Origin of the sequence: Flavobacterium johnsoniae (genome assembly GCF_030388325.1) — a bacterium.
Taxonomy (GTDB): Bacteria; Bacteroidota; Bacteroidia; order Flavobacteriales; family Flavobacteriaceae; genus Flavobacterium; species Flavobacterium johnsoniae_C.
Genome location: NZ_CP103794.1, coordinates 2,860,236 through 2,884,982 on the forward strand (window position 1 = coordinate 2,860,236; position 24,747 = coordinate 2,884,982).

General features: G+C 33.9%; 19 protein-coding genes. 9 read left to right on the forward strand and 10 right to left on the reverse strand.

What is annotated here, in order from left to right:
- Positions 1–185 precede the first annotated feature (185 nt).
- Positions 186–1,268, reverse strand: coding sequence for a glycine cleavage system aminomethyltransferase GcvT (gene gcvT, locus NYQ10_RS12460; RefSeq protein ID WP_289876658.1), 1,083 nt, complete (start codon positions 1,266–1,268; stop codon positions 186–188).
- Between the two features lie 340 nt (positions 1,269–1,608).
- On the opposite strand from gcvT, the gene NYQ10_RS12465 reads away from it, so the two are divergent.
- The 3 genes from NYQ10_RS12465 (at position 1,609) to NYQ10_RS12475 (ending at position 4,012) form a co-directional block, all read left to right on the forward strand.
- A complete protein-coding gene (locus NYQ10_RS12465; protein ID WP_289876659.1) occupies positions 1,609–2,457 on the forward strand; it encodes an NAD(P)H-hydrate dehydratase in 849 nt (282 codons plus the stop codon).
- 399 nt (positions 2,458–2,856) lie between these two features.
- Positions 2,857–3,639, forward strand: a complete 783-nt coding sequence (locus NYQ10_RS12470; protein WP_289876660.1) for a HipA family kinase — start codon at positions 2,857–2,859, stop codon at positions 3,637–3,639.
- Positions 3,629–4,012: a DUF3037 domain-containing protein gene (locus NYQ10_RS12475; RefSeq protein WP_289876661.1), complete on the forward strand. Its 384-nt coding sequence runs from the start codon at positions 3,629–3,631 to the stop codon at positions 4,010–4,012. Before NYQ10_RS12470 ends, NYQ10_RS12475 begins: the two co-directional genes overlap by 11 nt.
- Before the next feature lie 208 nt (positions 4,013–4,220).
- Here the strand turns inward: NYQ10_RS12475 and NYQ10_RS12480 are convergent, their stop codons facing one another.
- Positions 4,221–4,727: a GNAT family N-acetyltransferase gene (locus tag NYQ10_RS12480; RefSeq protein WP_289876662.1), complete on the reverse strand. Its 507-nt coding sequence runs from the start codon at positions 4,725–4,727 to the stop codon at positions 4,221–4,223.
- A 178-nt stretch (positions 4,728–4,905) separates the two neighbouring features.
- Positions 4,906–6,438, reverse strand: coding sequence for a S10 family peptidase (locus NYQ10_RS12485; protein ID WP_289876663.1), 1,533 nt, complete (start codon positions 6,436–6,438; stop codon positions 4,906–4,908).
- A 505-nt stretch (positions 6,439–6,943) separates the two neighbouring features.
- Here NYQ10_RS12485 and darT point away from each other — a divergent pair.
- Both darT and darG read left to right on the forward strand, forming a co-directional pair.
- Positions 6,944–7,570, forward strand: a complete 627-nt coding sequence (gene darT, locus NYQ10_RS12490) for a type II toxin-antitoxin system toxin DNA ADP-ribosyl transferase DarT (protein WP_289876664.1) — start codon at positions 6,944–6,946, stop codon at positions 7,568–7,570.
- A 1-nt stretch (position 7,571) separates the two neighbouring features.
- Positions 7,572–8,603, forward strand: coding sequence for a type II toxin-antitoxin system antitoxin DNA ADP-ribosyl glycohydrolase DarG (darG, locus tag NYQ10_RS12495; protein ID WP_436836291.1), 1,032 nt, complete (start codon positions 7,572–7,574; stop codon positions 8,601–8,603).
- A gap of 76 nt (positions 8,604–8,679) precedes the next feature.
- On the opposite strand, the gene NYQ10_RS12500 is transcribed toward darG, so the two are convergent.
- The 4 genes from NYQ10_RS12500 to thrA all read right to left on the reverse strand — a co-directional run bounded on the left by NYQ10_RS12500 (position 8,680) and on the right by thrA (position 14,908).
- A complete protein-coding gene (locus NYQ10_RS12500) occupies positions 8,680–9,507 on the reverse strand; it encodes a hypothetical protein (protein ID WP_289876666.1) in 828 nt (275 codons plus the stop codon).
- 213 nt (positions 9,508–9,720) lie between these two features.
- Positions 9,721–11,010, reverse strand: coding sequence for a threonine synthase (thrC, locus tag NYQ10_RS12505; protein WP_289876668.1), 1,290 nt, complete (start codon positions 11,008–11,010; stop codon positions 9,721–9,723).
- A 357-nt stretch (positions 11,011–11,367) separates the two neighbouring features.
- Complete coding sequence (locus NYQ10_RS12510) at positions 11,368–12,288, reverse strand: homoserine kinase (RefSeq protein ID WP_289876669.1); 921 nt, start codon at positions 12,286–12,288, stop codon at positions 11,368–11,370.
- Positions 12,289–12,460: 172 nt separating this feature from the next.
- A complete protein-coding gene (thrA, locus tag NYQ10_RS12515) occupies positions 12,461–14,908 on the reverse strand; it encodes a bifunctional aspartate kinase/homoserine dehydrogenase I (protein WP_289876670.1) in 2,448 nt (815 codons plus the stop codon).
- A gap of 641 nt (positions 14,909–15,549) precedes the next feature.
- Here thrA and hutH point away from each other — a divergent pair.
- The 4 genes from hutH to NYQ10_RS12535 all read left to right on the forward strand — a co-directional run bounded on the left by hutH (position 15,550) and on the right by NYQ10_RS12535 (position 19,970).
- Positions 15,550–17,064 (forward strand): histidine ammonia-lyase, encoded by a 1,515-nt coding sequence (gene hutH, locus NYQ10_RS12520; RefSeq protein WP_289876671.1) that lies wholly within the window; start codon positions 15,550–15,552, stop codon positions 17,062–17,064.
- Positions 17,065–17,112: 48 nt separating this feature from the next.
- Positions 17,113–17,757, forward strand: coding sequence for a DUF47 domain-containing protein (locus tag NYQ10_RS12525; RefSeq protein ID WP_184164697.1), 645 nt, complete (start codon positions 17,113–17,115; stop codon positions 17,755–17,757).
- A gap of 30 nt (positions 17,758–17,787) precedes the next feature.
- Positions 17,788–19,122 (forward strand): inorganic phosphate transporter, encoded by a 1,335-nt coding sequence (locus tag NYQ10_RS12530; RefSeq protein WP_289876672.1) that lies wholly within the window; start codon positions 17,788–17,790, stop codon positions 19,120–19,122.
- Between the two features lie 221 nt (positions 19,123–19,343).
- Positions 19,344–19,970, forward strand: a complete 627-nt coding sequence (locus NYQ10_RS12535) for a hypothetical protein (RefSeq protein ID WP_289876673.1) — start codon at positions 19,344–19,346, stop codon at positions 19,968–19,970.
- Positions 19,971–20,021: 51 nt separating this feature from the next.
- Here NYQ10_RS12535 and NYQ10_RS12540 read toward each other — a convergent pair whose 3' ends face one another.
- From NYQ10_RS12540 to NYQ10_RS12550, 3 genes are all read right to left on the reverse strand, one after another.
- Positions 20,022–20,540: a DUF421 domain-containing protein gene (locus tag NYQ10_RS12540; RefSeq protein WP_289876674.1), complete on the reverse strand. Its 519-nt coding sequence runs from the start codon at positions 20,538–20,540 to the stop codon at positions 20,022–20,024.
- 100 nt (positions 20,541–20,640) lie between these two features.
- Positions 20,641–22,008: a 30S ribosomal protein S6--L-glutamate ligase gene (rimK, locus tag NYQ10_RS12545; protein ID WP_289876675.1), complete on the reverse strand. Its 1,368-nt coding sequence runs from the start codon at positions 22,006–22,008 to the stop codon at positions 20,641–20,643.
- A 140-nt stretch (positions 22,009–22,148) separates the two neighbouring features.
- Entirely contained in the window at positions 22,149–24,695 is a 2,547-nt protein-coding gene (locus NYQ10_RS12550; RefSeq protein ID WP_276174272.1) for an ATP-dependent Clp protease ATP-binding subunit, read from the reverse strand.
- Between the last annotated feature and the right edge of the window lie 52 nt (positions 24,696–24,747).

Here is a 24,747-nt window from a genome sequence, read left to right on the forward strand (position 1 = left end):
ACGGAAATTCAATGTTTACCATTAAAGTTACACTAAATTTTTTAGAAAATACCGTATTTTTCTTTAAATATCGACAACCAAAAGTTTTTTTCCGTTGAAACGACAAATTATAAAAAACGGCTTTAAAACAAAAAAGCATTACTTTTTACGGTAATGCTTTTTTGAAATATATGAGTTAAAAAAAATTACTTTTTATAGAAAGGTAACTTTACCACTTTAGCAGCAACATCATTTTTTCTGATTCGGATAAAAATATCACTATCAACAGCGCTATTTGCAACAGTTACATATCCTAAACCAATTCCTTTATTCATAGAAGGCGACATAGTTCCAGAAGTTACAATTCCGATCACTTCACCAGAAGCGTCAACAATTTCGTAGTCTTGTCTTGGTACCGCACGTTCCTGCATTTCAAAAGCAACTAATTTTCTAGTAACTCCCGCTTCTTTCTGTTTTTTAAGAGCTTCAGAATTAGTAAAATCTTTAGTAAATTTAGTAATCCATCCTAAACCAGCTTCAAGCGGAGAAGTAGTGTCATTAATATCATTTCCATAAAGACAGAATCCCATTTCAAGACGTAAAGTATCACGTGCCGCAAGACCAATTGGTTTAATTCCGAAAGAAGCTCCGGCTTCAAAAACTTTATTCCAAATAGCTTCAGCATCTGCGTTTTTGCAGTAAATCTCAAAACCTCCAGAACCAGTATATCCAGTAGCAGAAATAATTACATCATTAAAACCTGCAAAATCTCCCACTTCAAAATGGTAATAAGTAATTGCAGACAAATCAACAGAAGTCAAAGATTGCATTGCTTCAACGGCTTTTGGACCTTGAATTGCTAACAAAGAATATTCGTCAGAAAGATTCTTCATATCAACACCTAAATCATTGTGAGATGAAATCCAGTTCCAATCTTTATCAATATTCGAAGCATTTACAACAAGTAAATACTCTTCTTCTTTCATTTTATAAATAATCAAATCATCAACAATTCCGCCTTCGTTGTTTGGAAGACAAGAATATTGCGCTCTTCCAATTGTCAAAGTCGAAGCATCATTTGAAGTCACTTTCTGAATCAAAGCCAAAGCATTCGGACCAGTTAACAAAAACTCTCCCATGTGAGAAACGTCAAAAACGCCAACAGCATTACGAACCGTTTCGTGTTCAGCATTAACCCCTTCGTAAGTAATTGGCATGTTATAACCAGCAAAAGGAAGCATTTTTGCTCCTAAACCTTCATGTATGTGCGTAAGCGCAGTATTTTTCATTGTGTTGTTTTATAAAATTGTTCTGCAAATCTATTCAAAAAATATCTAATTTGGATGCCTTAAATTATAAATTTCGCAATAATTAGGAGCTATTTCCTGCTATCCGCTATATCTTTTTGTTTTTAAAGAAAAAACAAAAAGGATGCCGCTACTATCAGGGCTAGGGGTGACCGTTAAAAAGATAACTTCGTGATTTCAATTTTTTATGTAATTTTAGTATAAAATCATGCTTTTTCAAGTTTAGCTATGTTTATTTAAACAAGTGAAACGCCTTTATACGCAAAATAAAACTATGATTCTATGTGTTTAAAAATTAACTGCAACAACTAAAAGAAGCTAAATGAAGTCTCCGAATTTAATCACCAAAGAAGAAATCTTAAAAATTTACAAACCTGTAAATCCGCACGCACACAAAGGAACACAAGGTCACGCCGTAATTATCGCCGGTAGTTACGGAAAAGTAGGAGCGGCGGTTCTAGCCTCAAAAGCTTGCCTAAAATCAGGTTGCGGACTCGTGACGACTTTTATACCAAAATGCGGTTATCAGATTCTTCAAATCTCGATTCCCGAAGTAATGACCGTTACGGACGAAAACACCAATTTTATCACCAATATTCATTTGCCATTAATTCCGCAAGCCGTTGGAATTGGCCCAGGAATCGGAAAAGAACTCGGAACACAAAAAGCTTTATTTGAATTTTTAAGAATCAACAAAGCGCCTTTAGTTCTCGATGCCGACGCTTTAAACATTATTTCAGAAAATTTATCTTGGTTAGAATTGGTTCCAGAAGACACCATTTTAACACCTCATCCAAAAGAATTAGAACGCTTGATTGGCAAATGGAATTCAGAATCTGAAAAATTTCAAAAAACAATCGCTTTTTCAGAAAAATATAAAGTTATTGTCGTTATGAAAGGAGCGCCAACATTCATTATAAACAGAACTTCAGTCTACGAAAATACAACTGGAAACGCGGCTTTGGCAACCGCAGGAAGCGGCGACACTTTAACGGGAATCCTGACAAGTCTTTTAGCACAAGGCTATGAACCCAAATACGCTTCAAAATTCGGAGTTTATCTTCATGGTTTAACAGCAGATTTAGCTTTACCAAAAACAGGTTATGAATCCTTCATAGCCTCAGATATCATCAAGAATTTAGGAAAAGCTTTTTTGAGTTTAGAAAAGTAATTTTTAACGCAAAGCTCGCAAAGTTTTTTCGCAAAGTTCACGAAGTTTTTAAAGTGCTTTGCTTTTTGAGTTCTCAAAGCTTTGTTCTCATTTTTGTCACCCTGAGCGAAGTCGAAGGAACGCAAAGATATTGCTCAAAGTTTAGTTTCTTCGTCGAGCTACTGGCGTCCCTTCGACTTCGCTCAGGGTGACAAGCTTAATGCAATACTTTGTAATTAAATCTTTGCGAACTTAAAAAGCAAAGCAAACTCAAAAAAACTTCGTGAACTTTGCGAAAAATCTTTGTGCTCTCTGCGTTAAAAATTTCACTCAATAAAAAAATCAAAAATTGTAAGTTTGTAGTATCAAAGATTAGAAACTTAGTAACTCAGTTTCTTAGCATCTTAGAATCTTAAAAAAATGAAAAACAACTTCGATCTTAGAACAGTAAACGTCATGCGTTATATAACGCCGCTGCGCGAAGGCGGTTCTTTACCAGCTTTGGCAGAAGCCGATGACGACTTTAAATATGTATTAAAATTTAGAGGTGCCGGACACGGCGTAAAAGCCCTCATAGCAGAATTAGTTGGCGGACAAATTGCAAAAGCCTTAAAACTCCAATTACCAGAATTAGTATTCGCAAATCTCGACGAAGCTTTCGGAAGAACCGAAGCTGATGAAGAAATTCAGGATTTACTGCAAGGAAGTCAGGGATTAAATCTCGCACTTCACTTTTTATCAGGGGCAATAACTTTTGATCCTGCGGTAACGACTGTTGATGCAAAATTAGCATCGCAAATTGTTTGGCTGGATGCTTATATCACCAACGTAGACAGAACTTTTAAAAATACCAATATGCTGATTTGGCATAAAGAATTATGGCTTATTGATCACGGCGCTTGCTTGTATTTTCATCATTCTTGGAACAATTGGGAACAGCATGCTAAAAGTCCGTTTGCATTGATAAAAGATCACGTTTTATTGCCACAAGCTTCGCTTTTAAAAGAAGTTGATGTCGAGTTTAAAGCGATTTTAACACCAGAAATTTTAGAAGAAATTGTAAATACGATTCCAGAAGATTGGCTTCAATGGGAAGATGCAGATGAAACGCCGGAACGATTGAGAAACGTTTATTTGCAGTTCTTAAAAACAAGATTAGAGAATTCAGAAATATTTGTAAATCAGGCTCAAAATGCAAGATAATCACTTATACGAATATGCTGTGATTCGTGTTGTGCCAAGGGTAGAGCGCGAAGAATTCCTGAATATCGGAATCATTTTGTTTTGCAAAAAAGCCAAATTTATAAAGGTTCTTTTTCATCTTAATAAAGAAAAAATACAAGCACTTTCTGCCGATTTCGACATCGAACAATTAGAATGCAATTTAACTTCACTGGAAAAAATCGCAAACGGCGCCAAAGACGGCGGTCCAATTGCTGAGTTTGAGATTCCAGAGCGTTTTCGATGGTTAACGGCAATTAGAAGTTCAGCTATTCAAACTTCAAGACCTCATCCAGGTTTGACTCAGGATTTGGAGAAAACGATCCAACGTTTGTTTGAAGAGCTTGTACTTTAAAAAGAGGTTCTGAGATACTAAGATTCTAAGATTTTCTTTCATGCATTTATGTGCAATATTGTCATTTCGAGGAACGAGAAATCTTCGCGAGAAGCTCTACAAAGATTGGACTCTCATTGCGGAGTTACTTGCGAAGATTTCTCGTTCCTCGAAATGACAAACTATATGGAAACTTTGTGGTTAAACCTGAAACCTGAAACAAATAAAACTAAACAACCTTCTCTAAATAGATAAACTCCAAAGGTTCTTCTGAAATCGTTACATGAATTTCGCTTTCAGGGAAAGCTTCTCTTTCGCCTGTGTCAACATAACCGTGACGTTTGTACCACGCAATAAGTTCTTCACGAACCGAAATAACTGTCATAATAATACTAGATAAATCAAGTGTTTTAGCATGATTTTCGGCTTCAGCCAAAAGCTTTTTCCCAATTCCGCTGTTTTGAAGTTCAGGCGAAACGGTCAGCATTCCTAAATACAATTGATTTCCTTTTTCAACCAATAAAACCGAACCAATAATTTTGTCATTCTCTGTAAATTTCAGAATCGTATTTTTTGGATCAAGAAAGATTTCTTTCATTTCCTGTTCGTCGGTTCTTTTTCCTTCTAGTAAATGCGCTTCGGTTGTCCAGCCTTTTTTAGAGGTTTCTCCTCTGTATGCTGAATTTATTAAAGTTGTTAATGCTGGAATGTCTTCGAGTAATGCTTTTGTAATCATTAGGTACTAAAATGAAATGTATTTTATAAAATTGAATAGAACAAAATTACATTAGAAAAATGGCTTCAGCCTAATCTTTAACTTTTTTTGGCTAAAGCCGAATTTAATTTAAAAATAAACCTCCAGCTAAAGCTGGAGGCAATTGATTTTGTATTTGTTGTGGGAAAAGAAATTATACTCAATATTTTGCCGGTTCGCCAACTTTAGGCAACGATTGTTTTATAAATGTTCTAATGTCTTCATTTGCAGTTTCTAAATCGGCTTTTCTTAAATACATCATATGACCGCTTCTGTAACCTTTCCATGACATTCTATCGTTTAGTCTTCCGCTCGGATCCATTTGCCATAAATCATATTTCGCATTAAAATAGTCACAAGCACCATCATAATATCCTGATTGCACCATTACATGTAAATATGGATTTTGTGCCATCGCCTGTCTTAGATTTTCTCCTGTTTTATCATTAGATCTGTCCCAAGGATGTACAGAACCAAACATATTGTATTTAAAATCAGTTTTGTAATTCAAATTATTGCGCAGATACATATTGATAGAAGGCGTAAACGAATGCAACCAAGAAGTAAGTTCTGCATTAAAATCTGGACTATCACCAGAATCTTTGCGATCAATACCTTTGTATCTTGAATCTAGTCTTCCGACTGTATAACCTTTATCTCTCAACAGTTCCTTCCAAAAATAATCATTAGGAACATCTAAATTATTCTGTAGAATAACTTTCTCCGAAATACCAGAATAATGTGCCATTTTAGCAGCAATTTCTTTTCTTTTTTGTTCTTCTAAAGATCCACCTTTACTAATAGCAGGTAAAAGTTCGTTGATGGTAAAATTCTCAACTTCAGGTAACATATCAGTTAAATCTTTGTTTTGAAGATCTGAACTAAGTGCTTTATGATACCAAGCAGTAGCTGCAAAATATGGCAATTTAAGAGCAGCATTAGAAACAACTCCACGAGTGATTCCTAAATCAGTAGGAGATACTAAAATTACTCCGTTAAGATACATCCATTGATTGTTTTGCAATTGAAGCGCCAAGCCCGAAACTCTTGTTGTACCATAACTTTCTCCAATTAGATATTTTGGTGAAGCCCAACGATTAGATCGGGTTACAAAACCATTGATCCAATCGGCTAAGTATTTAATGTCGGCATTTGTGCCAAAGAATTTTGAAGCAGGTATATCTTTGCTTGTCGCTCTTGAGTAAGCAGTATTTACAGGATTTACAAAAACAATATCAGCAATATCTAAAATAGAATAAGGATTTTCTTTTATTCCGTAAGGTTGCAAAGGATATCCTTCTTCATCAATATTTAACAATTTCGGACCCGTATAAGCAATCTCCATCCAAACTGAAGCAGATCCTGGACCACCATTAAATGAAATCACTAAAGGTCTTGAATCGCTGTCTTTTACATCAGAACGCTCATAATAAGTATAGAATAATCCAGCCATTGCTTTTCCGTCTTCATCCCAAACAGGCATTGTACCTGCAGTAGCTTTATAAGAAACTTTTTGACCTTTTATGGTAGTTGTATGGTTGGTGGTAACTTGAGAATCTGGATTGAAAGTAAGGTTAGCAGGTGAGTTTTCTTCTTTTGCAGAAGGTGTTTTCGGTTTTGAATCTGGTTTTGATTCTTGAGCGTAAGCAGTTAAAAATCCAACTAAAAGAAATGAAATTAATGTTTTTTTCATAGAATTTGGGTGTGTTATTAGATTTTTTAAAGATATAAAAAAATAATAAGCAGTATTTGCTAGCGCGAGCGTCTCGCTCGTGAACGTTCCAATTGGCTTTTGAATTTCTTTGTGTTCACGAGCGGGACGCTCGCGCTAGCGGGGGAGTGTTGTTAAAGGAAAAGGAGTGGAGACTCCCGACGGAGATACTTTTTTAAAACCAAGCGGTATATGGCCCTCAGATCATAAAGGGGTTTTGGCTACTTTTTTGGTTGCTGATTAACTCGAGGCTTTCCAATATCAATAGGTTTCTATTTGCTGGCGCGAGCGTGTCGCTCGTCAGCGTTTTACTAATTTGCTAATCTTTAGTTGCATGTGCAGAGAACGCTTGTGCCTGTATGAGTGTAATTTTTTTTATATTATTAAATTTCTCTGGTGTTGAATATTTTTGCAATATTTTAAATCCATTGCAAAGTTTCTTTGAAAAGTAAACTGAATTAAGTACGTTTGATGAAATTCTAATATTGTGATTGATTTAAATAAAATTTATCTTTTTCGGATGTTGCATATTGATAATATGGAACATGTGTTGGAATATGGAATCACTAAAATAAATTCTATTAACGCTAATAAAAATTACAAAGCGATTGGAGATGGGAGTTTAATTAATAATCGTAATTCATTTCCTATTCATATTAATGGAAAAACATTAAAGGATTACATACCGTTTTATTTTTGGTGTAGGATGCCAATGCTATATGTTATGCAAAATGGATTTAACGGAGTTCAAGCAACTTCAGCAGAAAATGTAATTTATTGTATTACATCTGTTGCTCAAATAATAAACTTTAAATTAGATTATATTTTTACAGATGGTCATGCAGTAAATTGTTTGAGTAGTTTTCATCTTCCAAATGAAATTTCAACTATTGATGAAATTATTGATTTAAAGGTAATAAAAGATCCTTATTGGAATGATCCTAAGGATTTAGATAAAAAGAGAAGAAAAGAAGCGGAATTTCTTGTTGAAAATGATATTCCTTACGAGGCGATCGGATTATATGCCGTTTATAATCAAAATGCAAAAAATAGACTTTTGCAATTAGGAATACCAAATGATAAAATTTTAATAAAAAGCGAATACTATTTTTAATATGCTCAAGTTTATAAAAGGAAACCTATTGGATAGCGATGCTCAAGCGTTAGTAAATACTGTAAACACAGTTGGCGTTATGGGTAAAGGAATTGCATTGCAATTTAAAAATCAATTTCCAAATAATTATAAAATCTACGCAAAGGCTTGTAAGAACAATGAGTTTCATATAGGAGAACTATTAGTAACTGAGGAGGAATCATTACTTGGAGGAAAAAAAATAATTATTAATTTTCCGACTAAGACTGATTGGAGAAAGCCTTCAGAGTATAGTTACGTAGAAAAAGGTATGATAGAACTTGTTAATGTTATTAAGAGTAGAAATATTAAATCTATTGCAATTCCTCCATTAGGAGCAGGAAATGGCGGTTTAGATTGGGATAAAGTGAGCCGATTAATGAAATATTATTTAAAGGATGTTGATTCTGAAATAACAATTTTTCAACCGAACGACGCAATAGAAGAAGTCCTAAAAAAGGAAAGGGTAAAGTTAACACCCGCAAGAGCAATGTTATTGTCTGTGCTTTTTGAATTGGTTAGAAATGGTGAATTTGTTTCAGAATTTGCTGCTGAAAAAATAGCTTACTTTTTGCAAAAATTTGGAGCAAAAGACAATTTTAAATTAGAATTTTCTGCAAATTTTTATGGTCCATATTCTGGGAAGGTTAAACATGTATTGTATTATTTGAATGGAAGTTATATAACAGGATACAGTTCTAAAGATAAAAAACCATTTGAAGAAATAGCACTTCGGGCTAATACTGAAAATGAAATTATAGATTTTCTAAATTTACCTGAGAATAAAAAATACAAAGAAATTACAGAGAATACTAAAAGTTTTTTAAATGGATTTTATTCTTCATTCGGATTAGAATTATTATCAACGATTGATTTTATTATTGAAAATAAAAAAACAAAATCAGAAGAAACTATAATAGAGCATCTAGAACAATGGAGCGAAAGAAAAAAAACGTTTTCTAAATTCATAAATATTGCAATGAAAAATTTTGAAAAACATAATATTCATTGTTAAAATAAAAAAGGCTACGAAATTTATTTTCTAGCCTTTTTATTTTAAAGCTATTTTTTACCCGCTGTTATATCCTGCTTTAGTGTGTTGCCAATTTATCTAACTGGATTTCTTTCATAAATGAAGTCATCGTATTAGCAAATTCTGTTTTATCAAATTGATGAAATCTATTTGAGTTTATAAATAACTTTAATTCCTCAAAAGCTTGACGAACACCATAAAGATTGTTGAAAGCATCTGGATTTTTACTTTTTAATTTGACTAGTTTTTTGATAAAATCCTTATAATCCTGATTTTGACTAATCGCTAAATAAATGTCTAAGGAATCTCTATATCTTTTTTCGATTAGAACACTTTGTGATTTGGTTAATAATGTTCCAACTTCATTCATTAATGGGAATTCGATCGGTTTTAGTTGGTCAATATCTAATTTATAGTTTTTATAGTATTTATTGTCAAATAATATTTGTGAACTTGGCAAAGCAATAGATTTCATTGCAAAATTTTTACTTAAATATTTATCTATAGGAATTTCAAATTCAATGTGCTCAACGTATATTTCTTTAGTTTTGAGTGTTTCTAGTGGATGAAGTAAATCCATGTTGTAAATAAATTTTTTGCCACATACATCAATTTCTTTAAATAGTTGGAAATCATGTTTTGCCGAAAGTATAAATCCAGCTTCTAAAAAAGCTAATATGACATCTTTTAATTTATCTTTTTTATAAGCACCATTGAATAAAATGTCTACATCTTTCGTTCCAGGATGGATAATTGGTTTTGAGTTTAGGAGATATGGGCTCCAGCCTCCAACTACTATATATTCTACATTTAAACTGTTTAGAAGGTCTACACATTCGTAGAGCATTCCATAGGCTCCATCTTGGATATTGTCAAATTGTTTCATCTCGCGTTTTTAAAAGTAGCATATAACTTGTTTAGTTTTCTTACTTTTCAAATATATGGTTTTTTGCTAAATTTTAAATTATGTAGAATAATTGATTCTGTTTTTTGTAAGAAAAAAAAATCAAAAAGAATATTTTAGAAGGTATGGATTGACTCAAAAAAACAAAACGACTGAAATAAGTCTCAGCCGTTTTATTTATGATAATATAATTGATTACCCCAAGAAACTCTTCAACTCCTCATAAGTCCCAATCTTTACACTAACTTTCTCCTCATTAATAACACTCTCAATCTGAGCAGGAATCGGAAGTGTAATACCCAAAGCAGGTTCAACAACATCTAAGAATTTAATAGGATGCGCCGTTTCTAAGAAAATACCAATGGCGTTCGGGTGTTTTTCCAGTTCTTTTTTCAAACCTACATAACCAACAGCGCCGTGCGGTTCTGCGATATAACCGTCTGTTTTGTAGATTTTCTTTAGAGCTTCAAGCGTTTCTTCATCAGTATAACTATAAGATGAGAAGTCTTTTTCGAAAGCTTTTAAGTCATTATTGTACAATTCCTGAATTCTAATAAAGTTACTTGGGTTTCCAACATCCATGGCGTTAGAGATTGTGGCTTTAGAAGGTTTTGGATCGTATTTTCCGTTTTCTAAGAATCTTGGTACTGTATCGTTTACGTTTGTAGACGCTACGAAATGTTCAATTGGCAAACCTAATTTCTTTGCCATAATTCCAGCGCAGATATTTCCAAAGTTTCCGCTTGGACAAGAGAAAACTAAAGGTTTGTTTTGGCTTTTCAACGCTTTGTAAGCAAAGAAGAAATAAAACATTTGCGGTAACCAGCGGGCAATATTAATCGAATTGGCAGAAGTCAGGTTTTTGTGCGCCAGAGTTTCATCCAAAAACGCTTTTTTTACCATATCCTGACAATCGTCAAAAACACCGTCAACTTCAAGCGCTTTAATGTTTTGTCCTAAAGTAGTCAATTGTTTTTCCTGAATGTCGCTCACTTTTCCTGACGGATATAAAATCACAACATCAACGCCGTCAACACCAAGAAATCCACTCGCAACGGCTCCGCCTGTATCTCCGGAAGTTGCAACTAAAACTGTGTTTTTAGCGTCTTTTTTATCTTTATTAAAATAGCCCAAACAACGCGACATAAAACGCGCTCCAACGTCTTTAAATGCCATTGTTGGCCCGTGGAATAATTCTAACGAATAGATTCCGTTTTCGACTTTCACAACAGGAAAATCAAAAACTAAAGTTTCGGCAATGATTTCTTTTAGTTTTTCTGCTGGAATTTCATCTCCAACAAATTGTTTGATCGCTTCAAAAGCGATTTCTTCGTGGCTTAAACTTTCGATTTTCTCAAAAAAAGAAGGATCAAGCGGTATAATACTTTCTGGAAAATATAATCCTTTATCAGTTGCTAATCCTTGTATAACAGCTTCCTGAAAAGAAACTTTTGGGGCATTATGGTTTAAACTGTAGTATTTCATTTCTATGGCTTTAGGCTATAAGCAATACGCTTTAGGCTTTTTCCTATGCTTGCTTGTAGCTTTTGTTTTTTATTTTTAATTATCTCTTCGTTTTGTCAGGCTGAGCGGAGTCGAAGCCCCGCAACGGATTGACATAACGTAAATCCTCAAAGTTTGTCATTTCGATGAACGAGAAATCTTCGCAAGTAACTCTGCAACGTTGAGCCAATCTTTGTCGAGCTTCTCGTGGAGATTTCTCGTTCCTCGAAATGACAAACTGGGTTTGACTTACTATGCGCGGGCTTCTCCCGAAGCGTCGGGATCGCTCAGCCTGACAAACTTTGTCTTAATACTTAATTCTTCGTACTTAATACTTTTCTACAAAATTCTTACACCGTCTGGATTAATCTTCGAAACGTGAATTTCATACGGTAAATTCATTTTTTCGTAAACGTCGCTCATGGCTTTTGCGATTTTTTCGGCGGTTTCTTTTCCTTTGCTTAAAGCGAAAATCGACGGGCCAGAACCTGAAATTCCAGAACCTAAAGCACCGTTTTCGTAAGCCGTTTGTTTGATTTGATCGAAACCTGGAATTAAAACGCTTCGTACGGGTTCAACAATTTCGTCGTGAAGTGATCTTCCGATCAAATCGTAATCTTTAGTATAAAGACCTGCAACCAATCCGCCTACGTTACCCCATTGCGTGATAGCACTTTTTAGGGAAACGTTTTGTTTTAAAACCGAACGAGCGTCAGATGTTTTTAACTCAATTTGCGGATGAACAACCGTTGCATATAATTCTTCCGGACTGTCAATTCGTATAATATCTAAAGGCGAATAACTTCTTACCAAAGTAAAAGCGCCTAAAAGGGCAGGAGCAACGTTGTCGGCATGTGCGTTTCCGCTGGCTAATTTCTCGCCTTGCATCGCAAACTGAACCAAATCTTTACGAGAATAAGGTCTTCCTAATAATTCATTAATTCCGAAAACCGCTCCGGCAGAACTTGCCGCACTGCTTCCGATTCCGCTTCCCGCTTTGATGTTTTTATAAATTTCGATTTCGAATCCAAAATCTAGTTCGTCTAAAGTTTCCAACATCGCCAAAGCTGCAACTCCAGAAACGTTTTTTTCGGTTTCCAAAGGTAAATCGGCACCGACAATTTTAGTGATTCGAACTCCTTTTTGATCGACTTTTCGAACAATCATTTCATCGCCCGCATTGTCTAAGCAAAGTCCCAATACGTCAAATCCGCATGAGAGGTTGGCGATAGTTGCTGGGCAAAAAAGTTTTATTTCCATTTTTTGTTGTTTCAGGTTTCAGGTTTAAAGTTTCAAGTTGCCAAACTTTGTGGGCTTAACCGCAAAGTTCGCAAGGTTTTTTCGCAAAGCACACAAGAAAAAACAAGCCTTTGCGAACCTTGCGTAATCCTTTGCGTGCTTTGCGGTTAAACTTCAAACCATAAACAAAAATTTATATATTTCCGATTCTAATAACGTCAGCAAAAATTCCTGATGCTGTTACCGCAGCTCCAGCTCCGGCACCTTTGATCAATAAAGGCTGATCTACGTAACGATCTGTGTAGAAAAGCACGATATTATCTTTTCCTTCTAAATTGTAGAAAGGATGATCTTTTGGAATGAATTGCAGGCCAACGCTTGCTTTTCCGTTTTCGAATTGCGCCACGTATTTCAATCTAGAATCTTTGGCTAAAGCTTCTTTATAAATACCTTCAAAATGAGAAGCGTGTTTAATTAACGATGCAAAGAAATCTTCGTTGTTTGTTGTTGCTAAACATTCTGCTGGTAAAAATGATTCGTTTGCAATGGCATCAATATCCATTTCGTAACCGCTTTCGCGAATTAAGATTAAGATTTTACGAGCAACGTCGATTCCGCTTAAGTCGATTTTTGGATCTGGTTCTGTGAAACCTTGAACTCCGGCTTCTTTTACCACATCGTGGAAAGAGTTGTTTTCGTCAAAATTGTTGAAAATAAAGTTCAAACTTCCTGATAAAACGGCTTGAATTTTATGCACTTTATCTCCTGATGCAATAAGGTTTTTTACTGTGTCAATAATTGGTAATCCCGCTCCAACATTCGTTTCAAATAAAAACGGAGCGTTGTATTGGCGAGATAAGCTTTTTAATTTTTTATAATTGTCGTAAGCAGATGAACAAGCAATTTTATTACAAGTTACAACGGCAATACTTTCTTTTAAGAATTTCTCGTAAGCTTCAGAAACCGTTGCGTTTGCTGTGATATCAACAAATATACTGTTACGTAAATTCAGGTCTTTTGCTTTTTTAATGAATTCTTCAATGCTTGCTGGTTCACCTTCGCTTAAAGCGGCATCCCAATTTTTTAGAGAAATTCCGTCTTCATCAAAAATCATTTTTCTTGAATTTGATAAAGCAATTACACGAACATTTATTTTTAAATTATCCTTTAAGAATTTCTTTTGGCTGTGAATTTGTTCAATGAATTTTTCTCCCACATTTCCAACTCCCATTACAAATAAGTTCAGCTGTTTTGTGTTTTCTTCGAAGAAATTTTCATGTAAAGTATTCAACGCTTTTTTAACGTCTCTTTCGTTAATTACAGTCGAAATGTTTCTTTCAGAAGCGCCTTGCGCGATTGCACGAATGTTTACGTTGTTTTTTCCTAAAGTACTGAACATTCTTCCGCTTAAACCTTGGTGATTTTTCATGTTTTCACCAACCAAAGCAATAATGCAAAGGTCTTTTTCTACATAACAAGGATCGATTTTGTTTTGTGCAATTTCGATTTCAAATGCTCTGTTAATCGCAGCTTCGGCATTATCAGCATCCGAATTTAAAATTCCAATACAAATAGAATGCTCAGAAGAAGCCTGAGTAATAAAAATGACGTTGATTTTTTCCTGAGACAATACTTCAAACAAACGTCTTGACGAACCTGCAACTCCAATCATTCCTGGGCCTTCAAGAGTTAAAAGCGAAATATTATCGATATGGCTGATTCCTTTTACAACAGTGTCTTTTGAAACAATAGTATCAGAAATTAAAGTTCCAACAGCTTCTGGCTCAAAAGTATTTTTGATTAAAATCGGAATGTTTTTTCTTAAAACTGGTTGAATTGTTGGCGGATATAAAACTTTTGCTCCAAAATGCGATAATTCCATCGCTTCTTGATACGAAATATTCGCAATTGGTTGTGCTTGTTTTACGATTTTTGGGTTTGCAGTAAACATTCCGTTTACGTCTGTCCAGATTTCCAATTGTTCAGCATCAAGTGCGCCTGCAATAATTGCGGCAGTATAATCAGAACCGCCACGTCCTAAAGTCGAAGTGATTCCGTCTAAAGTCTGCGCAATAAATCCAGGAAGAATATTGATTTTTGAATTATTTTCGGCAAAGTATTCTTTTATTAATTGATTTGAAACTTCGAAATTTACAACTGCTTTTCCAAAATCAGCGTTTGTTTTAATTAATTCTCGGCTGTCTTTGTAAACAGCATCATTGTTAATTTGCTGGTAAGCTTTCGCAATAATAAAAGATGAAAGTAATTCTCCGAAACTCAAAATAGTGTCGGCAGTTCTTGGAGATAATTCGCCAAGCAAGAAACATCCGTCTAATAAAGTTTCTAAATGATTAATGATTCTTTTTACGTGACTTAATAAACTGCTTTGCTCGCTAACAGGAATTAATTCTTTTAATGTGTCAAGGTGTTTTTTTTCGATTTCAGCGACAACTTCTCTAAAGCTTTCGTCGTTTGCTGCAGCTTTTGCCGCGGCAGATTGTAATAAATCTGTTACTTTACTTAAAGCAGAAACAACAACAACTAATTGATCTTGTTGTGCTTTTTGATTAACAATGTCAAGAACGAGTTTTATATTTTGAGCATTGGCAACCGAAGTTCCGCCAAATTTTAATACTTTCATTTTTGTGATATTTTTTAATGAGTTGCAAAGATTTTGAGTAACAGAGGTTCAAAGATTATCAACTGTGAACTGAAACTGAAAACTGCAACTTTTTTTCTTTTTAAATGTTTTTTATGTATCCAATAACTCTCTTCTTTCATGAAAAAAGTATAGGTAACCTAGAATTATATGTAAAAATGTATACCCCTAAGGGGTAGTAGTTGTTGTAGTAGAAATAATGGTAGCAGCAATCGCAACTCTAGTTGGAGTTGTCATTGTAGATTGATATTTTGTGCTGTTACTTTTCATTTTTGATTTTTCAAAAGTACAGTTTTTTATACAAGCTGGAAACTTAAAAGGCCTTTTTGCGAATATTTTAATAATTCAAATCTCAAAAAATCAATATTGAGTATTTGTTAAAATTCAATATGCTAATTTGAGGTTTTGATATATTTCAAGATGTATTTTTTGTGGATTCTCTCTTGGTAAAAAGTTGTATCTTAATAAAAAACTGCTCAAAAAGACTAGAGAATCAAGATATTCTCTATTAAGAATAAATTAAAAGCGTGGAACAGCTTTTATTGAAATTTTAATTATTGTGATAAAATGTTGCTTTTTAATATTGATTTGTTGAATTTTGACGTCTTAAATTGAAAAACATCATGAGAGAGATCCATTATATAAGTACAGAAACTATAACTTTAGAAACATTACAAGAGATTTTAGGCAATAATAAAATGCTTGAATTATCTGAAGAAGCTAAAGTTAATGTTCAGAAATGCCGTGATTATTTAGATAAAAAAATGGCAACACACACAGCGCCAATCTATGGAATTAATACTGGCTTTGGATCTTTATATAGTGTCAAAATTTCTAATGAGAACTTATCTAAACTTCAGGAAAATCTAGTAAAATCTCATGCTTGCGGAACAGGAGAGGAAGTTCCTGCTGAAATTGTAAAAATGATGTTGTTGCTTAAAATTCAATCTTTAAGTTACGGGCATTCTGGCGTTCAGTTAATTACATTGCAGCGATTAGTTGATTTTTATAATAATGATATTCTTCCCATAATATATACCCAAGGTTCGCTTGGAGCTTCTGGAGATTTAGCTCCTTTAGCGCATTTATCTTTGCCGCTTATCGGAGAAGGAATTGTTCTTTTTGAAGGAAAAAAAGTAGATTCAGCTGAAGTTTTAAAACATTTTAATTGGGAACCAATTGTTTTACAGTCAAAAGAAGGTTTGGCTTTATTAAACGGAACTCAGTTTATGAGTGCTTACGGAGCTCATATTTTAATTAAAGCTTATAAATATTCTTATTTGGCAGATTTAATCGGAACCATTTCTTTAGAAGGTTTCGATGGAAGAATTGAGCCATTTAATGAATTGATACATTATATTCGTCCGCATAAAGGACAAATTGTAACGGCGCAAAGAATTACTGAGTTTTTAGACGGAAGTGAAATTATTGCTCAAGAAAAAAAGCACGTTCAAGATCCGTATTCTTTCCGTTGTATGCCTCAGGTTCACGGAGCTTCAAAAGATGCAATTGATTACGTTCGAAAAGTATTCAAAACAGAAATCAACTCAGTAACCGATAATCCTAATATATTTATAGAAGCAGATCAGATTATTTCTGGCGGAAATTTCCACGGACAACCTTTAGCTTTGGCTTTAGACTTTATGGCGATTGCTTTAGCAGAATTAGGAAGTATTTCTGAAAGAAGAACGTATCAATTAATTTCTGGTTTGCGTAATCTTCCTGCATTTTTGGTAGATAATCCAGGATTAAATTCAGGATTTATGATTCCGCAATACACCGCAGCAAGCATTGCAAGCCAAAACAAGCAATTGGCGACACCTGCAAGTGTTGATAGTATTGTTTCGAGCAACGGTCAGGAAGACCACGTAAGTATGGGAGCAAACGGAGCAACAAAAGCCTTACGAATTTTAGATAATTTAGAACGTATTTTAGCGATTGAATTGTTGAATGCTTCGCAAGCAATTGCGTATAGAGAGCCACTAAAATCAAGTGATTTTATCGAAATGTTTGTTAACAGCTATAGAGAAGTTGTGCCTTTAGTAAAAGAAGATCGAATCTTACATAATGACATAGAAAACACGGTTTTATTCCTTAAGAGTTTCCAAATAGAAAACGATTTGTTAACAATGGCTTAACATTGCAAAATATTATTGAAGTAATTTTGCGGTATCAAAAATAAAACAATGTCAATAAACAGTATTTTCCAATTTTTAGTGCCGAAAGACAAAAAATTCTTTCCACTTTTTGAAGAAGCTTCAAGCAATTTAATTGAATTAGCTTCTAACTTACACGAAGCTGTAAATTTACCATTAAAAGAAAGAGAAATTCTTTTTCAAAAGATTGACGAATTAGAACAAAAAGGAGAAGACATTACACGTCAGACAAACCTTGAGTTAAGCAGAAACTTTATTACTCCATTTGACAGAGAGGATATTCACACGTTAATTACTTCAATTGACAACGTTGCCGATTATCTTCACGGTGCATCTAGCCGTATGAGATTGTATCAAGTTGATAAGATTACAAAATCTATCAGAAAAATGACAGAAATCAACCTTGAAGCTTGTCAAAATATTGATAGTGCTGTAAAAGAATTAAGAAACTTACAGAACTTTAAAGTTATTAAAGATGCTTGTTCTAGAATTAATAAATTAGAAAACAAGTCTGATAACGTATATAACAAAGCAGTTTTTGAAATTTTTGAAAACGAAACAGATGCTAAAAATATTATTAAATATAAAGAGGTGTTATCTGTTTTAGAATCAGCAACAGACAAATGTAAGAGTGTTGCGAACATACTAGAATCTATTTCTGTAAAACATTCTTAATTCAATTTTTCATTCTGAAGTTATAATTTTATGACGCTACTTATATTAATTATAGTATTAGCTTTAATTTTTGATTACATCAATGGTTTTCATGATGCGGCAAATGCTATAGCGACTGTTGTTGCAACAAAGGTTTTGACACCTTTTCAGGCGGTTGTCTGGGCAGCATTTTTTAACTTTCTTGCCTATTGGGTTTTCGGATTTGGTGTTGCAGATACTGTTGCTAAAACAGCGCACACAATGGAAATTAACCTAGTGGTTATTTTAGCTGGAGTCATTGCAGCAATATGCTGGAACTTATTGACTTGGTGGCTAGGAATTCCTTCAAGTTCTTCGCATACATTAATTGGAGGTTTTGCTGGAGCGGCTGTGGCGCATGCGATTGCTGTTCACGGATTCTCAGGTTATGTAGGTGAGGATGGAGCAACACATTACTGGTATGAAATTGTAAGTTGGTACAAGGCCGGAAAAGATGGCGGAATGCCTTCGGGAGTTATCATCATTATTGCTTTTATCGTTCTTGCACCGCTTTTAGGAGCTTTAGCTTCTTATTTAATTTCAATCTGGTTGCTAAATGCTTCACGTAAAAGTATTGGACCTAAGATTTTTACAGTAGCTTTAATGATTGCAACTATTTTGTTTGTTTATTACCAAATGGTTCCTTATGAAAAGATTGATAAACCAAGATTTGATTCACATTTTTGGAGTGTAGCTTTTGATTCTCATAATATTAAATGGTTTTTAGTTGCTTTTATCATCTTGACAGTTAGTGCATTTTGTTTGATATTTAGCAGTTTAAATCTACACCAAGCAGATGCGGCTTTGAAAAAAATGCAGTTATTGTCTTCTGCGGCATTTAGTTTAGGTCACGGAGGAAACGATTCTCAAAAAGTAATGGGAATTATTGCTGCAGCTGTAGCGGTTTATATCAATACAAATCCTGGAGTTCATATGGATGCTTGGTTAGATGTTGTGCTTCCAAATGACGATTTAGGAATTAAAGGTGTAATGCCAAGCTGGATTCCTTTAGCGTGTTATTCTGCAATTGCTGCGGGAACTTTAAGTGGTGGATGGAAAATTGTAAAAACAATGGGTTCTAAAATCACAAAAGTAAGTTCGTTTGAAGGTGTAGCTGCTGAAACTGCAGGAGCTTTAACACTTTACTTTACCGAGCACTTGAAAATTCCAGTAAGTACAACGCATACTATTACAGGATCTATTATTGGAGTTGGATTAACAAAACGTGTTTCTGCCGTACGTTGGGGAGTTACTGTAAGTTTAATCTGGGCTTGGATTTTGACTATTCCAATTTCAGCTTTATTAGCAGGTATGGTTTATTTTGTGCTAAGCGTATTTATTTCGTAAAATAGATTATTTTGAAATGCGAGTTAAATTGCATTTCTCCAAATATTAAAAAGCCGATTTCATATTTGAAATCGGCTTTTTTTATGGTTTAAAATAAAAAATAAGTATCTTAAAATGTTGCTTTAAAAACTTTTAGAGGCTATTGGTGAAATTTAATAAAATGATTTTTGCAAAATTATTTAGTAAAGATTTTACAAATTATAATTTAAAAGCAAATGGCAATGATTTTTGAAAAACCGATAATTCTTGAAGGTGAAGAAGGAAATGTAGTTCTAATTTATGGAGAACATATAATTGGAAACATTACAAAAGAAAATGCTGATTTAAGCATTGAAAGAATAGATAAAAACGTTTTCAATTCATCTGAATTTGAATCTATAATAAATATTAATGAAATCTTTGAATATGAATTTGAACCTGAAAATGATTCTCATATTATGTTTGAAGTTAGAAATGCAGATTCAGTAACTTATAAAACTATTGACTTTAAAGATTCTGAAACTACAAGGCAGGCAGAGAAATCAATTAGTGAAAAATTTAAACAATTAGGTTTTAAGCGAGAAGAAAAACAAATTACAGCGTTGAGTGCTGCTGTTATTCCGGGATCAGTTGCGGCTTTTGTTGCAGTTATGGGAGGAATTTTTACTTGGTATGCTAAGTCTCTTGAAACACGAGTAATAACTCGAACCCGAATTATAAAATGGTATGTTTATATATTCGAAAAAATTGCAGAAATTGTTGGTTTCTATCCGTTTTTGATTATTACGATAACTTTAACAGCATTTTGTTTAATATGGATGTTTAGAAGAATGTCTAATCCTCCGATTAAGATTAGTGCTGCGAAGTAATTTTTGAAAAGCCGATTTCAATTTGAAATCGGCTTTTTTGTGAATCTAAATTCAGAACTTCTGTAGATTCCTATGATTATGCTTACGCTTATAATGCGTTTGTTTTAAGTTTTTCTGATCTTCAGAAATAATACTTATTGTTCCGTCAATTTCTAGCATGGCAAGTTTTACGTTTTTAAAAAATTCTATTCCGTGTTCGCGCATGGCTTCTTTTAATTCTTCATCAGAAATGTCTAATTTGCTTAAAGCTTTAAAATCTAATTTCCCGTCGTGAATTAGAATTTGAGGTTTGTCTAATAATAAATCACCTAGAGTTTTGTATCTGCGTGTAAGTTTCTTGATTGCAAAGTTTGTTACAAATAATACTAATGCAGCAACCAATCCGCCTATAAGACTTGTGTCTGGACCAACCATTGCATTCTGAACAGAATTACTAATTAAAAGAATAAGAATTATGTCGGCGGTATTTAATTGCGAAAGTTCTTTTTTGCCAAAGATTCTTAAGGCAATTGTCATGAAAAAATAAACGGCTACACTTCGTATAATTATATCTAAATAAGGAAAAGTCATGTTTTTTATTTTAAAGTTAAATAAAAAAGCTTTGTCAAAGTTCGAAACTTTAACAAAGCTGCTAAATTATTTATGCTGTATTAAGTGTAAATGAACTTAATTATAATTTGAAATTCTTTTCAATAGCTTTAATCATTTCTCCTGCAACATCTTTATTAGTTGCGCCTTCAATTCCTTCAAGACCTGGAGAAGAGTTCACTTCGAGTAATAGAGGTCCTTTAGAAGATCGAATAATATCTACACCTGCTACTTTTAAATCCATTGCTTTTGCGGCTTTAATCGCGATCTTTTTCTCTTCGGCGGTTACTTTTATAACAGAAGCAGTTCCGCCAAGGTGAATATTGGCTCTAAATTCTCCTGGCATTGCTTCACGCTGAATGGCAGCAACTACTTTTCCGTCAATTACAAAACAACGAATATCTTTTCCGTTTGCTTCTTTAATGAATTCTTGAACTAAAATATTTGCATTTAAGCTTTTAAAAGCATTGATAACACTTTCTGCTGCTTTTTTTGTTTCAGCCAAAACAACTCCTTTTCCTTGTGTTCCTTCTAATAATTTTACAATTAAAGGCGAACCTCCAACCATTTTGATTAAGTTGTCAGTATCAAGCGGAGAATTAGCAAATCCAGTTGTTGGAATATCAATTCCGCTGTTTAATAATAATTGCAATGAATATAATTTATCACGAGATTGTGTAATTGCTGTTGCTGAATTCAAAACAAAAACCTTCAAAGCTTCAAACTGACGCGTCAAAGCACAACCATAAAAAGTAATGCTCGGTCTGATTCTCGGAATAATTGCATCGAATTGATTTAAAATCTTTCCGCCTCTATAATGAATCTCTGGAGTTTTGGCATCGAGTTTCATATAACATTCTTTAATATTTAAAAAATGCATTTCATGCCCGCGCATTTCGCCTGCTTCCATGATTCTTTTATTACTATAAAGTTCCGGATTGCTAGCTAAAAGTCCAATTCGTAAACCTGTAGTTGCCTTTTCAGAATTTTGGTATAATTCTTTAAGAGATTCTGCAGTAGGCTGTCCTAAAAGATATTTTTGCTCAGGATCGACTAAAACCCTTCCGCTCATAGCTTCGCGTCCTAAAAGCATTCTAAAGCCCATAGAATCACGATTGGTTAAAGTCATTTCGATTGGCCATTTTGCATCGCCAATTTTTAAGCTGGTCTGGATTACATAACGATGTTCTCTAAAACCACTTGAACTTTTTACAATTCGTTTGTCAACCAAAGGCGCTTCACAATGAATAATGGTTTTGATATTATTCTGAATCGGGTTAATGTCGAATTTAACCCAATTGGCATCATTTTTTATAAAAGGAGCTATGTTTAAAGCGTGCATTGCCGAAGTTTTAGCACCAGAATCAACACGAGCTTTGATTGTTGGAATTCCAAGTTCTGGAAATGAGCACCATTCTTCGCTGCCTAAAATGACTTTGTTTTGAAGCATATTTTATTTTTATGTTATAGAATTTAAATTCAAAAATAGCTATTTGCTTTTACTAAAGATAGTAAATTATACAAAAAAAATGCCCGTTATGTTATGAAAACGTAACGGGCATGTTATTTGTGTTATAAAATTTGACTAATTTATTGATTAGTCGGTTCTTCAGCTTTATGAATTTCTACTGATAATTCTTGTGAATCATCTTTAAGATCCATCATAATCTCATCACCCGAGTGTATTTTCGAAGTAATGATTTCTTCAGCTAATAAATCTTCAACATATTTTTGGATAGCTCTTTTTAGAGGTCTAGCTCCAAACTGTTTGTCGAAACCTTTTTCAGCAATAAATGCTTTTGCTTTATCTGTTAAGCTTAATTTGTAGCCTAACTCTGCAATACGAGAATACAGTTTTTTCAATTCGATTTCGATAATCAAATCAATATCTGCTTTTTCAAGTGCATTAAATACAATTACATCATCAATTCTGTTTAAGAACTCAGGAGCAAAAGTTTTCTTCAAAGCGTTTTCGATAATGCTTTTTGAGTTTTCATCAGCTTGAGCAGTTCTTGCTGCTGTACCAAATCCTACACCTTGTCCAAAATCTTTCAACTGACGCGCTCCAACGTTAGATGTCATAATGATGATAGTGTTTTTAAAGTCAATTTTACGACCTAAACTATCTGTCAAATATCCATCATCTAAAACCTGAAGCATCATGTTGAATACATCTGGATGTGCTTTTTCGATCTCGTCTAAAAGAACCACACAATATGGTTTTCTACGAACTTTTTCAGTCAATTGACCACCTTCTTCGTAACCTACATATCCTGGAGGCGCTCCAACTAAACGAGAAATTGCAAATTTCTCCATGTATTCACTCATATCGATACGAACTAAAGCATCTTCAGAATCGAATAATTCTTTTGCTAATACTTTAGCTAATTGCGTTTTACCAACACCAGTCTGACCTAAGAAAATGAAAGAACCAATTGGTTTGTTCGGATCTTTAAGTCCAGCTCTGTTACGTTGAATAGAACGTGCAATTTTAAGAACGGCTTCATTTTGACCAATTACTTTATTCTGAATTAATTCAGGCAATTGAGCTAATTTGTTGCTTTCCGTTTGTGCAATTCTGTTTACAGGAATTCCTGTCATCATCGAAACAACATCAGCTACATTATCTTCTGTAACTTCAATTCTGTTGTTTTTAGAATCTTCTTCCCATTGTTCTTGAGCAACGGCTAAGTCTTTTTCTATGCGTTTTTCGTCATCGCGAAGTTTAGCGGCTTCTTCATATTTTTGTTTTTTAACAACCATATTTTTAAGTTCACGAACTTCTTCTAACTGACGCTCTAAATCTAAAATTTGTTTAGGAACATCAATATTAGTAATGTGAACGCGAGAACCAGCTTCGTCAAGAGCGTCGATAGCTTTGTCTGGTAAAAAACGCTCAGACATATAACGATCTGTAAGTTTAACACAAGCTTCAATAGCTTCTGGTGTGTACGTTACATTATGGTGATCTTCATATTTGTCTTTTACGTTGTTCAAAATTGCAATCGTTTCTTCAACAGAAGTTGGTTCAACAATTACTTTTTGGAAACGTCTTTCAAGCGCACCGTCTTTCTCGATATATTGTCTGTATTCGTCAAGAGTTGTAGCACCAATACATTGGATTTCGCCTCTTGCTAAAGCGGGTTTGAACATATTTGAAGCATCAAGAGAACCAGTTGCTCCACCAGCGCCTACAATAGTATGAATCTCATCAATAAAAAGAATAATATCGTCATTTTTCTCAAGCTCGTTCATAACGGCTTTCATTCTTTCTTCAAATTGTCCTCTATATTTTGTTCCAGCAACTAAACTTGCCAAATCAAGAGTTACAACACGTTTGTTGAAAAGAATACGAGAAACTTTCTTTTGAATAATACGCAAAGCAAGTCCTTCTGCAATAGCAGATTTACCAACTCCAGGTTCACCAATAAGAAGCGGATTGTTCTTTTTTCTTCTACTTAAAATTTGAGAAACACGTTCAATTTCTTTTTCGCGTCCTACAACAGGGTCAAGTTTTCCCTCTTCCGCCATTTCTGTTAAATCTCTCCCAAAATTATCTAAAACTGGAGTTTTAGATTTTTTGTTTGACTTATTGGCGGGATTATTAAAACTGCTTTCTTTAAGACTGTCATCTTGTCCTGAATCGTCATTATACGATTCGTTTCTTGGCAAGTTTTCTAAGAATTCTTCTTCGTTCGGAGTCATATTTAAATACTGTTCTTTAGCTATGTCATAATCTATTTTTAGTTTATTCAATAGCTTGGTTGTTGGATCGTTTTCGTTTCGTAAGATACATAATAGCAAGTGAGCGGTGCTAATTGATGAACTTTGAAATACTTTAGCTTCTAGAAAAGTGGTCTTCAGGGCTCTTTCTGCCTGTCGGGTAAGGTGAAGATTTTTCTTTTCTGCATTTACTTCAACGCTTAGATTAGCTGGGCTCAGTATTTCTACTTTCCTGCGTAAATGATCTAAATCGACTGCTAGGTTATTAAGTATATGAATAGCTTTTCCGTTACCATCTCTTAAAATGCCCAGCATTAGATGTTCGGTACCAATAAAGTCGTGCCCTAAACGAAGTGCCTCTTCTTTACTGTACGTAATAACATCTTTTACTCTTGGTGAAAAATTATCATCCATAATATATAATTGGTATTGTAAATTTAGTGAATTACTGATTTAAAAACAAAAA